Origin of the sequence: Pseudomonas sp. Root562 (assembly GCF_001427125.1) — a bacterium.
In the GTDB taxonomy this organism is placed as follows: Bacteria; Pseudomonadota; Gammaproteobacteria; order Pseudomonadales; family Pseudomonadaceae; genus Aquipseudomonas.
Genome location: NZ_LMGK01000021.1, coordinates 293,247 through 306,666 on the forward strand (window position 1 = coordinate 293,247; position 13,420 = coordinate 306,666).

Below are 13,420 nucleotides of genomic sequence, written 5' to 3' on the forward strand. Positions count from 1 at the left end.
GTCAGGACGGTTTCTGTTTCTGCGCCCGCCACGTCGCCGGCGGCATGCCGAACTGGCTGATGAACCACCGCGTGAACGAACTTGCCATCGAATAGCCGAGCATGTCGGCAATACGGCTCAGCGAGTAGTTCGGGTTGTCCAGATAACGCAGCACCAGATCGCGGCGCACATCGTTGATCACGTCGTTGAACGCACAGCCGTCGTCCTTGAGGCGACGTTGCAGGGTGCGCACGTTCATGCCCTGGCTCTGCGCGACTTGCTCGATGGTCGCGCGCCCCATGGGCAGCAGCAGGTAAATGGCTTTGCGCACTTCGAACAGCATCGAGGTGCCATCGTGGCTTTGCAAAGAATCGAGATAACTTTGGGCGTAGCGGGCCATGGCCGGGTCGGCGTTGGGGTTGGTCATGTCGAGGCTGGCATCTGAGCAGACGATGCCGTTGAACTCACTGCCGAATTCCAGGGTGCAGCCGAACAGCCGGCGATGCAGTTGCAGGTTGTCCGGTGCCTTGTGCATGAAGTTGACGCTGTACGGGTGCCAGTGCGAACCGAGCAGCGCCGCGCACAAGCGGAACATCACACCGATGGCCAGCTCGGTGGCCTGGCGGCTGGGCATCGGCGTTTCGGTGACGACTTCTTCGCGGATGATCACCATCTTGCCGGCCTCTTCAATGAAGATCGCCAGCGAATCGTTCATCAGGTGCCGGTAATGCACCACCACCTGCAAGGCATCGCGCAACGTGCGCTGATGGCTGAGCAACAGGCTGACCACGCCGAAGTCCGAAAGCTGGCGCGACTCGGCCATGCTCAAGCCGAACGTCTGGCAACCACTGGCGGTGGCCGAGTCTTCCAGCAAGCGTACGGCGGCGTCGATCGCAATGCGATGCTCGGGGGCTTGCAATTGCGCCCTGCTCAGGCCGACGGCGGCCAACACATCGCGCGGGTTGAATCCCAAGTACTGGGTGACCTCCAGGTAGTTGGTCAGTACAGCAGCGCGAACAAGCTTGGGCATGCGTAGGTCTTCCCTGGGCCGATGGCTTCTTTTTCTGATGGGCGGGCGTGGCGACTATATCCAGCGCATCGACCGTTGAACAGTTGTCTTGTTGGCGATGGACATCACGCTGGCGGGCGTTGAATCAGCGCTGCTTGCGCGAGCAATCCAGGCTCATCCGTTGATTACAGTGACCCTGCGCCAACCTGTGGGGTTATTCGACCAGCGGTCGAGGCGATAAAGTGTCGGACAATTTGTCATCAAAAGAAAAGTGCCTGACGTCCAATGTAAAGCGCCTCGAGTGGGCGCTCTTTAATGTCGACCCTACAAAAAGCCTCTGGCGAAAACAGCCAGTCGAGATATCGAGAAAGCGAAGGTGTTGACCGTGGACAAATTGCAAACTGCCGCCACCGTTCTGATCGTACCGGGCCTGCGCGAGCACGTTGCCGAGCATTGGCAAACGTTGCTGCAAGCCAAGCTCGCCAAGGTACGCAGCGTCCCGCCGCTGGAGACCGACAAGCTCGACTGCGGTGCTCGCGTACGGGCTATCCAGCACGAACTGGAGCAGATCGACGGCCCGGTGATTCTGGTAGCCCACAGTGCCGGCGTGCTGATGGTCGCGCATTGGGCGGCGCAGTACAGCCGTCCAATCAAGGGCGCATTGCTGGCCGCTCCACCGGACCTCGATGCAGTCTGGCCGGCCAACTATCCCTCTTCGGAAACACTCAGCAACCAAGGCTGGAATCCTCTGCCACAAGGCCCGCTGCCATTCCGCAGCATCGTGGCCGGCAGCACCAACGATCACCTGGCCAGTTTTTCCGCCGTGACCCGCATGGCTGAAAACTGGGGCGCCGAATTGCTCGATCTGGGCGATGTCGGCCATCTCAATCCGGCCGCAGGATTTGGCCACTGGGCGCAAGCCGAGGCACTGATCCTGCGATTGGACCAATAAAACAGCACCGCTAATACAGGAGCCGGCAGGCATCACGCCAGTCGGCATTTGCCCTCACTCCTGAAAACGCAGACCCGAAGAGGAATGCGCGAGGGCGGCTGCGCTTAAAACAAATACAAAAAGGCGGAGACAACGCAATGCACAACAACAAGAGTCACGGGTTCACCGCATCACGCTACACATTGCTGGCCTCGGCCATTCTCGCGGCAACGGTGCCGATGGCCCATGCGGCCGAGATCGAGACAGGTAACCCGGACTGGACCGTTCGCCTGGATAACACAGTCAAGTACAACTATGGCGTGCGCACCGAAAGTGCCGACAAACGCATGTTGGCTACGCCAAACAACAACGACGGCGATTACAACTTTCGCAAGGCCGGCACCAACATCACCAACCGCGTCGACCTGTTGACCGAGATGGACGTGGTCTACCAGAACCACATGGGCTTTCGCGTCAGTGCCGCCAGCTGGTACGACAAGGCGTACGAAAACACCGGTTCCAATTCCAACCCGTTCGTCAACGGCAACGGTTCGACCTCGGGCCTGATCGCCAACGACCCGCGCCTGGCAGGCGTCACCCGTGACAACGTCGGCACCGGCAGCCCGCACCTGAGCAACTACGCCCAGCGCTACTACACCGGCCCGTCCGGCGAAATCCTCGATGCCTTCGTGTTTTACAGCACCGAAGTGGGCGAGGAGTCGATACTCAGCGTCAAGGCTGGCCAGCACAACGTGTTCTGGGGCGAGACCATTCTCAACCCGGTGCACTCGGTCAGTTACGGCCAGTCGGGCCTCGACCTGGCCAAACTCGCCGCATCGCCGGGCACCGAAGCCAAGGAACTGTTCGTCCCGCGCAACCAGCTGTCGATGTCGTTCACCGTCAACCCGGAATTGACCGTCGGCGCGCAGTACTTCCTCGATTGGGATGAGGCGCGCCTGCCGGAAGCGGGCACTTACTACGGTGGTTCCGACCTCGTCGGTTTCGGTGCGCAATCGTTCCTGCTCGGCAACACCAACGCCGTGGTTCCGGGCAGCCCGCTCGGTTGTGGCCTGGCGCCGTGCAACGGTTTGACCAACGTCCGCCGCGGCCATGACCTGACGCCGGACAAGCGCGGTGACTGGGGCGTCATGGCCAAGTGGTCGCCAGCCTGGCTGGACGGCACCCTCGGCGTTTACTACCGCGAAACATCGGAGATCCTGCCGCAAGCCTGGCTGGACGCCCGTGGCCTGACCTCGGCCAACCCCAACGGCACCCGCCCGGCCGGTCAAGTGCCTGCGGTGATCAACACCCTTAACTCGCTGAACACCGCCACCTATCAGATGGCCTACGCCGACAACATCAAGATCGTCGGCCTGAGCCTGTCCAAGGATGTCGGCGGTGTGAGTGTGGGGTCGGACCTGAACATTCGCCACAACATGCCGCTGGCCAGTATTCCGGCGATCGTCAGCACCAACAGCCCGTTGGGCCTGGGTCAGGGTCTTGGCTTGCTGCCGGCGCGAACTGCTGCCACGGGTGTGATTTATGACACGCCGGAAAAGGGCGACAGCATGGCTGCCACCGGCGACACCCTGCATTGGACGATCAATGGCCTGATGACCATTGCCGATACGCCGCTGTTCGATTCGGCAACCCTGCTCGGCGAGTTGTATTACAGCAACCTGCTCAAGCTCGATAGCAAGAACGAGGCGCTCTACAAAGGCAAGGACAGCTATCGCGGCATCGACGCACCGACCCGGGACAACTGGGGCATCGCGGTCAACTTCACCCCGACCTGGTACCAGGTGTTCCCCGGTGTTGACCTCAACGCGCCGATGTCCGTCAACGTCGGCCTCGATGGCGTGTCACCGGTCTCCGGTGGCGGTGCCAAAGACACCGGCAACTACGCCGTCGGCCTCGGTGCCGTTGTGTACAACAAATACTTTGTCGACCTGAAGTACGTGGACTCCTTCGGCAAAACCGACAAGTGCAATGTCAGCGGCGTAAGCACCGGCCCGACCGGTGGCGACGGCTCTACGCCGAACGCTTTCAGCGGCAACGAAAACTACGCCTGTTACGCCGGTGGCTACTCGGCCTTCTCCGGAGGTGGCGCAACGACTGAGGACCGTGGCGCCGTTTACCTGACGATGAAAACCACTTTTTGATTCACCACTGATTTGCTCAATGCAAGCAGGAGAATAACAAGATGAAATTCGCACAAACCGTGTTGGCCGTTTCGCTGGCCATGGTCCTGGCCGCTCAGGCACAGGCCGCTGTTTCAACCCAGGAAGCCGCCAAGCTGGGCAGCAGCCTGACGCTGGTCGGCGCTGAAAAGGCCGGGAACGCTGATGGTTCCATTCCGGCCTACAACGGTGGCCTGACCACGCCACCGGCCAGTTTCAAATCCGGTGACAGCATGCGCCCGGACCCGTTTGCCAGCGAAAAACCGCTGCTGGTGATCGACGGCAAGAACGTCGATCAGTACAAGAACCTGCTCAGCGCCACCACCGTTGAACTGGCCAAGCGCTTCCCGACGTTCCGTGTCGATGTGTTCCCGACTCACCGTACCGTCTCGCTGCCACAGGCCATTCTGGACAACGGCGTGAAGAACGCCAGCGGTGCCAAGTCCCTGGAAAACGGCCTGGCCATCGACAACGTGCTGCCGGGCGTACCGTTCCCGATCCCTCAGTCGGGCAACGAAGCGATGTGGAACTTCCTGTTGCGTTATCAGGGCGTGAGCATCAACTCCAAGTACGACTCCTGGAACGTCGACTCCGCGGGTGTGCCGAGCCTGGCGACCACCGGGCAGGCGTTCATTTCCTACCCGATCTACGAAAACCTCTCGCAGCCGATCAGCAGCGCCGACGTGTACTACCAGATGAAACTGTCGTACACCGGCCCCGCGCGCCGAGCAGGCGAAGCGGTGATGCTCAAGGACGCCGCCAACCCGCTGCAACAACCACGCCGCGCCTGGCAATACCTGCCGGGTCAGCGTCGGGTGAAACTGGCGCCGAACCTGGCTTACGACACACCGAACCCGGGCACCGCCGGTGCGGGCACCTACGATGACGTGTTCGTGTTCAACGGGGCGCTGGATCGCTACGACTGGAAGCTGGTGGGCAAGCAGGAAATGATCGTGCCCTACAACACCTACAAGCTGACCTACGCCCAGGATCCGAAGTCGCTGACCACCGCCAACCACCTCGCGCCGGACTTCGTGCGCTGGGAAAAACACCGTGTATGGGTCGTCGAAGGCACGCTCAAGGCCGGTGCCCGGCACATCTACGCCAAGCGCCGCTTCTACCTCGACGAAGACAGTTGGAGCGCTCTGGCCTCTGACCAGTACGACGCCCGTGGACAGCTCTATCGCGGCTCCTTCGCCTTCCTCAGCCAGAGCTACGACAAGCAGGTGCCGGACTCCACGCCGTTCATGATCTACGACCTGGTAGGCGGTTCCTACAACATCAACGGCGTCGTCGGCCCGTACGGCGGCATCAAGTACATCGAGCCGCTCTCCAAGGCGCAGTGGTCGTCGGAATCCCTGGCCGGCGCCGGCATTCGCTAAGCCTGTGGGAGCGAGCAGGCTCGCTCCCACAACAGCATGAACGTCGGGCACACGCCTGTGTGTCCCGACGCGGCTTTCCGAAGAGGACGCGGTATGTGTTCGTATAAAAACTGCTTGCAGCTGGCGTTGGGCATAGTGCTCGGCGTATTACAGGGCGTCACCCACGCCACCGATTATGTCGACGTGCTGGACCTGCCCGCCAGGGTCAGCGCCTTGGCCATCAACAGCCCGTTGTCCGGCATGGCCCGCGCCGGTGAGCGCGTGATTGCCGTCGGCCAGCGCGGCCATATTCTGTTTTCCGACGATGCCGGCCAGCATTGGCAACAGGCCGCCGTGCCCGTCAGTGCCGATCTCACAGCGGTGAATTTTCCGACCACCACCCAAGGCTGGGCGGTGGGCAATGACGGCGTGGTGCTGCACAGCAGCGACGCCGGCGCGACCTGGCACAAGCAGCTCGACGGCCGCCAGATCGGCGACATCCTGGTCAAGCACTACACGGCACTGGCCAGTGCCGAACCGGCCAACGAGCAGTGGCCATTGCTGGTGGCCGAGGGCGAGCGACTGGTCGAGCAAGGCGCGGACAAACCGCTGCTCGATGTCTGGTTTGCCAATGACAAAGTCGGTTATGTGGTCGGCGTATTCAACCTGATCCTGCGCACCGAAGACGCTGGCCAGAGCTGGACGCCCTATCAGGATCGCACCGACAACCCGCAAGGTTTCCACCTCAACGCCATCGCGTCGACTGGCGACGCGTTGTACATCGCGGGCGAACAAGGCCTGTTGCTCAAATGGGATGACAAAGGCCAACGCTTCGCTGCTGTGCCAACGCCTTATCAAGGCAGCTTCTTCGGTGTGCTCGGCAAGCCGGGCGAAGTACTCGTCTATGGCTTGCGCGGCAACGTCCTGCGCAGCACCGATGGCGGCCACAACTGGAGCGCGCTCGACAGCGGCCTGCGCGTGAGCATTACCGCTGGGCTGATCGATGCCCGTGGCAATTACCGCCTGTTCACCCAGGGCGGGCAGATGCTGGTCAGCCAGGGCACGGGCGCGCAATTGCGCCTGCTGCGCCAACCGGTGCCGACTCCGGTCGCCGGTGCTACCCAGTCCGCCACTGGCGCGTTGGTGGTCGCGGGCAGCCGTGGCGCCCAGACGCTAGCCCTCGAACCCTAAGAGCGAGAACCCAGACATGGGCAATATCAAACAAGACGCCATGCCGGTCATCCGCGAGCTGCGGGATTTCGATCGACACTCCGGCAACCTCCTCGAACGGCTGGTGTTCAACTACCGCCCGCTGTTCATGCTGCTGATGGCGCTGGCCACCGCGGTGCTGGGCTTCATGGCCGTGACCCGCCTTGAACTGCGCCCCAGCTTCGAAAAAATGATTCCGCAGAGCCAGCCGTACATCCAGAACTTCCTGGAAAACCGCCAGTCATTGCGCGGCCTGGGCAACTCGGTGCGGGTGGTGGTCGAGAACACCCAAGGCGATATTTTCGACCCCGCGTACCTCGACGTGCTCAAGCAGGTCAACGACCAGTTGTTCCTCACCGAAGGCGTCGACCGCGCGTGGATGAAATCGCTGTGGAGCCCGGCGGTACGCTGGACCGAAGTCACCGAGGACGGTTTCCAGGGTGGCCCGGTGATGCCCGATACCTATTCCGGACAGCCGGAGCAAATCGAGCAGTTGCGCCAGAACATCTCCCGCGCCGGCATCGTCGGCAGCCTGGTCGCCAGCGACTTCAAGTCGAGCATGTTGATCGTACCGCTGTTGGACAAAGCCGCCGCGGGTGGCCAACCGATCAACTACCACGCGTTCTCGCAGATGCTCGAAGAGCAGTTGCGCGACAAGATCGAATTCGCCGGCGACAGCGCCGCGCGTAAATCCGGGGAGGAGGGCAAGGGCCAGTACAAGGTGCGGGTGATCGGCTTCGCCAAATTGATGGGTGACCTGATCGACGGCCTGATCCAGGTGATGATGTTCTTCGGCCTGGCCGTGATCACCTCGCTGGCGATCATCTACGCCTACACCCGTTGCGTGCGCAGCACCTTGCTGGTAGTCGGCTGTTCGCTGATCGCGGTGGTCTGGCAACTGGGCATCGTCGCCTGGCTCGGTTATGCCATCGATCCGTATTCGGTGCTGGTGCCGTTCCTGATCTTCGCCATCGGCGTGTCCCACGCCGCGCAGAAGATGAACGGCATCATGCAGGACATCGCCCGTGGCACCCACAAACTGATCGCCGCGCGCTACACCTTCCGCCGCCTGTTCATCGCCGGTGTCACCGCGTTGCTGGCCGACGCGGTGGGTTTTGCGGTGTTGATGCTGATCGACATTCCGGTGATCCAGGACCTGGCGATCACCGCCAGCATCGGTGTCGCGGTGCTGATCTTCACCTCGCTGTTGCTGATGCCGGTGGCGCTGTCCTACGTGGGCGTTGGCGCCAAAGCGGCCGAGCGCGCCCTGAAAATCGACAACCGCGCCGAACACCACAAAGGGTTCGGCAAATTGTGGGACCTGCTCGACCGCTTCACCACCGCCAAGTGGGCGACCGGCGCGGTTCTGGTCGCGGTGCTGATGGGCATTGGCGGCTTCATGGTCAGCCTCAACCTGAAGATCGGCGACCTCGAAAGCGGTGCGCCGGAGCTGCGTGCCGACTCGCGCTACAACCGCGACAACGCCTACATCACCCAGCATTACGCGCTGTCCAGCGACCTGTTCGCGGTGATGATCAAGACCGCGCCGGAAGGCTGCCTGAACTACAAGACCCTGGTGCTCGCCGATCGCCTGGCCTGGGAGCTGCAACAGTACCCGGGCGTGCAGGCGACGACCTCGCTGGTCAACGCCGTGCGGCAGATCACCGCCGGCACCTATGAAGGCAACCCCAAGCTCAACAGCATCCAGCGCAACCAGGACGTGCTCAACTACGCCGCGCAGCAGGCCTCGGTCAACTCGCCGGAGCTGTTCAACAACAACTGCTCGCTGATGCCGGTGATCACCTTCCTCAAGGATCACAAGGCTGAAACCCTGGACGCCGTGGTGGCGATTGCCGACAAGTTCGCCAAGGAAAACAGCACAGAAGATCGGCAGTTCCTGCTGGCGGCCGGCAGCGCCGGCATCGAAGCGGCGACCAACATCGTCGTACGCGAAGCCAATCGCACCATGTTGCTGTACGTCTATGCAGCGGTGACGCTGTTCTGCCTGATCACCTTCCGCAGCTGGCGCGCCACGCTGGTGGCGCTGTTGCCGCTGGTGCTGACCTCGATCCTCTGTGAAGCGCTGATGGTCGCCATGGGCATCGGCGTCAAGGTCGCGACCTTGCCGGTGATCGCCCTCGGCGTGGGCATCGGCGTCGACTACGCCTTGTACCTGCTCAGCGTGCAATTGCACTTCCAGCGCCAGGGCTTGCCGCTGTCCCAGGCCTATCGCAATGCGGTGTCTTTCACCGGCCGTGTGGTCGGGCTGGTGGGCATCACCCTCGCGGCGGGCGTGGTGTGCTGGGTCTGGTCACCGATCAAGTTCCAGGCCGACATGGGCATCCTGCTGACCTTCATGTTCCTGTGGAACATGCTCGGCGCGCTGATCCTGATCCCGGCCCTGTCGTACTTCCTGCTGCGCGAACGGGTGCCGCAAACGGCGCCTGTCATGCCGGCCGAAACCACCGAAACCACTGAACGTCCCGGCATGCCCAATGCCCTGACCACTTCCGAGTAAGCCAACAATGTCTGAATACAAAGCTCCCCTGCGCGACATGCGCTTCGTACTCAACGAGGTTTTCCAGGTATCCCGGCTGTGGGCCAAATTGCCTGGCCTGGCCGACGTGATCGATGAACAAACCGCTGCCGCGATCCTCGAAGAGGCCGGCAAGATCAGTGGTGAAGTGGTGGCGCCGTTGAACCGCGCCAGCGACGAACAGGGCTGCACCTGGAACAACGGCGCAGTCAGTGCAGCGGACGGGTTCGCCGAGGCCTATCAGGCGTTTGCCGAGGGTGGTTGGGTCGGCGTCGGCGGTGATCCCCAATTCGGCGGCATGGGCATGCCCAAGGCGATTTCGGCGCAGGTCGAAGAGATGGTCAACTCGGCCAGCCTGTCGTTCGGTCTGTACCCGATGCTCACGGCCGGTGCCTGCCTGTCGATCAACGCCCACGCCAGCGAAGCGCTGAAAACCAAATACCTGCCGAACATGTACGCCGGCACCTGGACCGGTTCGATGTGTCTGACCGAAGCCCATGCCGGCACGGATCTGGGGCTGATCCGCACCCGCGCCGAGCCGCAGGCTGACGGCAGCTACAAGGTCAGCGGCAGCAAGATTTTCATCACCGGCGGCGACCACGACCTGACCGAGAACATCATCCATCTGGTGCTTGCACGCCTGCCCGATGCGCCGGCAGGACCGAAAGGCATCTCGCTGTTCCTGGTGCCCAAGGTGCTGGTCAACGACGACGGTTCATTGGGCGAACGCAACGCGCTGTCTTGTGGTTCCATCGAACACAAGATGGGCATCAAGGCTTCCGCTACGTGCGTGATGAACTTCGATGGCGCGACAGGCTGGATTGTCGACGCACCGAACAAAGGCCTGGCAGCGATGTTCACCATGATGAATTACGAGCGCCTGGGCGTGGGCATTCAAGGCCTGGCGCAGGGCGAGCGTTCCTACCAGAACGCTGTCACATACGCCCGTGATCGCCTGCAAAGTCGTGCACCGACCGGGGCGCAATTCAAGGAAAAATCCGCCGACCCGATCATCGTCCACCCCGATGTGCGCCGCATGCTGCTGACCATGAAAGCGCTGAACGAAGGCGGTCGCGCATTCTCCAGCTACGTGGCCCTGCAACTGGACACCGCCAAATACAGCGCAGATGAAGCCACCCGTAACCGCGCCCAGGAACTGGTGGCCCTGCTGACGCCGGTGGCCAAGGCATTCCTCACCGACATGGGCCTGGAAACCACCTTGCACGGCCAAATGGTGTTCGGCGGCCACGGCTACATCCGCGAGTGGGGCCAGGAGCAACTGGTGCGTGACGTGCGCATCACCCAGATCTATGAAGGCACCAACGGCATCCAGTCCCTTGACCTCGCCGGGCGCAAGATCGTCGGCAGCGGCGGGGCGCTGTACCGGTTGTTCGCCTCGGAAATCCGCAACTTCACTGCCAACGCCTGCGCCGATCTCAAGGAGTTCACCCAGCCACTGAACGCCGCCGTCGACACCCTCGACGAACTCACCGCATGGCTGCTGGACCGGGCGCAAAGCAACCCGAATGAAATCGGCGCGGCCTCGGTCGAGTACCTGCACGTGTTCGGCTACACCGCGTACGCCTATATGTGGGCGCGGATGGCCAAGGCGGCCATGAGCACCCATTCCACTGACGACTTCTACGTCAGCAAACTGGCCACCGCGCGCTTCTACTTTGCCCGTGTGCTGCCGCGTATCCACTCGCTGAGCGCATCGGCCAAGGCCGGCAGCGAATGCCTGTTTGCGATGCAAGCCGAGCAGTTCTGAAAGGACAAGGAACCCCGACATGATGGCGACAAAAATAATTCCACCCGCCGAAGGCGCTTACGCCTACCCCTTGCTGATCAAGCAATTGCTGCTGTCCGGCGTGCGCTATGAACCGGGCCGGGAGATCGTCTACGCCGACAAACTGCGCTACACCTACCAGACGCTCAACGAGCGTATCCGCCGCCTGGCCAATGCGCTGACGGCGGCCGGGGTCAAGGCGGGCGACACCGTGGCGCTGCTCGATTGGGACAGCCACCGCTATCTGGAGTGCTTCTTTGCCGTGCCGATGATCGGCGCGGTGCTGCACACGGTGAACATTCGCCTGTCACCGGAGCAGGTGCTGTTCACCATGAACCACGCCGAGGATGACCTGGTGCTGGTGCATGATGATTTCTTGCCGCTGGTCGAACAAATCCACGGTCGACTGCAAACCGTAAGAGGCTACCTGCAACTCACCGATGACGAAGCGACTGCCACCTCGTTGCCGGTGCTGGGTGAATACGAGCACCTGCTGTCCGAGGCATCCGAGCAATACGACTTCCCCGACTTCGACGAGAACTCGGTGGCGACCCTGTTCTACACCACCGGCACCACCGGCGACCCGAAAGGCGTGTACTTCACCCATCGCCAATTGGTCCTGCATACCCTGAATGCCGTCGGCACCCTGGGCGTGTACCAAGGCCAGCCGCTGCTGCGCTCCGACGACGTATACATGCCGATCACGCCGATGTTCCACGTGCATGCGTGGGGCGTGCCGTATGTCGCAACGCTGATGGGCATCAAACAGGTTTACCCCGGCCGCTACGAACCCAACAGCCTGGTGCGCTTGTACCGCGAAGAGAAGGTTACGTTCTCCCACTGCGTGCCGACCATTTTGCAGATGATCCTCAACTGCGAGGAAGGCAAGGCGACCCGTTTCAACGGCTGGAAAATGCTCCTCGGTGGCAGTGCCCTGACCCTCGGCATCGCCAGCGAAGCCTGCGCCAAAGGTATGCACGTGCACGCCGGTTACGGCATGTCGGAAACCTGCCCGCTGCTGTGCCTGACTTACCTGCGTGATGAAGACCTCGCGCTGTCACGCGAAGCGCAGTTGCCGATCCGCATCAAGACCGGCACGACGGTGCCGATGGTCGACTTGAAAATCATCGATGCCAACGGCAACGACGTCGCCCACGACGGCGAATCCCTGGGTGAAATCGTGGTCCGGGCGCCGTGGCTGACCCAAGGCTATCTGAGGGAGCCGGCAAAAGGCGCCGAGCTCTGGGAAAACGGCTGGCTGCACACCGGCGACATGGCCTCCATCGACACGCTCGGCTGCGTGGAAATCAAGGACCGCATCAAGGACGTGATCAAGACCGGCGGCGAGTGGATCAGCTCCCTGGAACTGGAAAGCCTGATCAGTGAACACCCGGCGGTGATGTCGGTCGCGGTGGTGGGTATCGTCGATGAACAATGGGGCGAGCGTCCCATGGCCATGGTCGTCAGCGAGCCGGGGCAATACCTGGATCGCAAGATGCTGGAAACTCACTTGCAAGCTTTCGTCGACGGCGGCCGTATCAACAAATGGGCAATCCCCAAGCAGTTCAAGTTCGTCGCCGAAATCCCCAAGACCAGCGTCGGCAAGATCAACAAGAAACTGATCCGCGAAAGCGAAGCGAACTAAGCGCTACATCCTCGGCCGTGGCATGGTCGAGGGCATGCGTTGTTGCGGCGGGATAATCCTGCCGCTGCCTCCGTTGGCGGACGGCCGCGCCTGATCGTCCTGACGGCTGTCGTGGCAGGACGAACCGCTGATGGCCACGGCCACGGCGAACAGGAGAGGCGCGAGCAAGTGCTTGGACATGGGGATTTTCCAGTGCCGGGTCATTGCAGCTTAATCGCTGTTACGCGCCTGCCACGTTCCGTTGGTCCGGCTTCCGGTTGGCGATTCTTGTGCCAAGCTGTTCGGATGCCAATCCGCCTGCCGCCGCCAGGAAACCCAGCACATGAAACTCATCCACACGTCGCACATCCGTCGAGAGTTCTACAAAGCCGTCGGCTACTCCCTTCGAATCGTCTGGCCGATTCTGTCCACCATGCTGGTGGTCATCGTTATATTCGGCCTGATCATCAGCTACCTGGAAGGCTGGGACCCGTTCGACGGCATCTATTTCGGTTTCGTGACGGGCTTGACCATCGGCTATGGCGAATTGGTGCCGAAACTGCCGTTGTCGCGGCTTTTGGCAATATTGCTGGGCTTCAATGGCGTGCTGCTGACGGCGATTTTTGCGGCAATCAGCGTCAGGGCGATTGAAATTGCCGTGCGTGTGACAGGCGCAGACAAGTAACGGGTTCAACCCACCCCTGTGGGAGCGGGCAAGCCCGCGATGGCGTCAGTCCAGTCGACATTAATGTTGAATGTGATGGCCTCATCGCGGGCAAGCCCGCTTCCACAGGTTTTGCAGTCA

Annotated in this window: 10 protein-coding genes; 8 read left to right on the forward strand and 2 right to left on the reverse strand. The window is 61.8% G+C overall.

Annotation, left to right across the window (positions count from 1 at the left end; translation table 11 throughout):
* Position 1: 1 nt before the first annotated feature.
* On the reverse strand, positions 2–1,009 hold the full coding sequence (locus ASD60_RS17120; protein WP_056855136.1) for an AraC family transcriptional regulator: 1,008 nt from the start codon (positions 1,007–1,009) through the stop codon (positions 2–4).
* 364 nt (positions 1,010–1,373) lie between these two features.
* Between ASD60_RS17120 and ASD60_RS17125 the strand changes: the two genes are divergently transcribed.
* The 7 genes from ASD60_RS17125 to ASD60_RS17155 all read left to right on the forward strand — a co-directional run bounded on the left by ASD60_RS17125 (position 1,374) and on the right by ASD60_RS17155 (position 12,636).
* Complete coding sequence (locus tag ASD60_RS17125) at positions 1,374–1,940, forward strand: RBBP9/YdeN family alpha/beta hydrolase (protein ID WP_056855260.1); 567 nt, start codon at positions 1,374–1,376, stop codon at positions 1,938–1,940.
* A 137-nt stretch (positions 1,941–2,077) separates the two neighbouring features.
* Positions 2,078–4,081: a DUF1302 domain-containing protein gene (locus tag ASD60_RS17130; RefSeq protein ID WP_056855137.1), complete on the forward strand. Its 2,004-nt coding sequence runs from the start codon at positions 2,078–2,080 to the stop codon at positions 4,079–4,081.
* A gap of 41 nt (positions 4,082–4,122) precedes the next feature.
* Positions 4,123–5,481, forward strand: a complete 1,359-nt coding sequence (locus ASD60_RS17135) for a DUF1329 domain-containing protein (RefSeq protein WP_056855138.1) — start codon at positions 4,123–4,125, stop codon at positions 5,479–5,481.
* Positions 5,482–5,574: 93 nt separating this feature from the next.
* Entirely contained in the window at positions 5,575–6,651 is a 1,077-nt protein-coding gene (locus ASD60_RS17140; RefSeq protein WP_056855139.1) for a WD40/YVTN/BNR-like repeat-containing protein, read from the forward strand.
* 16 nt (positions 6,652–6,667) lie between these two features.
* Complete coding sequence (locus ASD60_RS17145) at positions 6,668–9,187, forward strand: efflux RND transporter permease subunit (RefSeq protein ID WP_056855140.1); 2,520 nt, start codon at positions 6,668–6,670, stop codon at positions 9,185–9,187.
* Between the two features lie 7 nt (positions 9,188–9,194).
* Positions 9,195–10,973 (forward strand): acyl-CoA dehydrogenase C-terminal domain-containing protein, encoded by a 1,779-nt coding sequence (locus ASD60_RS17150; protein WP_056855141.1) that lies wholly within the window; start codon positions 9,195–9,197, stop codon positions 10,971–10,973.
* Positions 10,974–10,992: 19 nt separating this feature from the next.
* Entirely contained in the window at positions 10,993–12,636 is a 1,644-nt protein-coding gene (locus tag ASD60_RS17155) for a fatty acid--CoA ligase (RefSeq protein ID WP_056855142.1), read from the forward strand.
* Positions 12,637–12,639: 3 nt separating this feature from the next.
* Here the strand turns inward: ASD60_RS17155 and ASD60_RS28890 are convergent, their stop codons facing one another.
* Positions 12,640–12,816, reverse strand: coding sequence for a hypothetical protein (locus ASD60_RS28890; protein WP_156386277.1), 177 nt, complete (start codon positions 12,814–12,816; stop codon positions 12,640–12,642).
* Between the two features lie 142 nt (positions 12,817–12,958).
* On the opposite strand from ASD60_RS28890, the gene ASD60_RS17160 reads away from it, so the two are divergent.
* On the forward strand, positions 12,959–13,300 hold the full coding sequence (locus ASD60_RS17160; RefSeq protein ID WP_056855143.1) for a potassium channel family protein: 342 nt from the start codon (positions 12,959–12,961) through the stop codon (positions 13,298–13,300).
* Positions 13,301–13,420 lie beyond the last annotated feature (120 nt).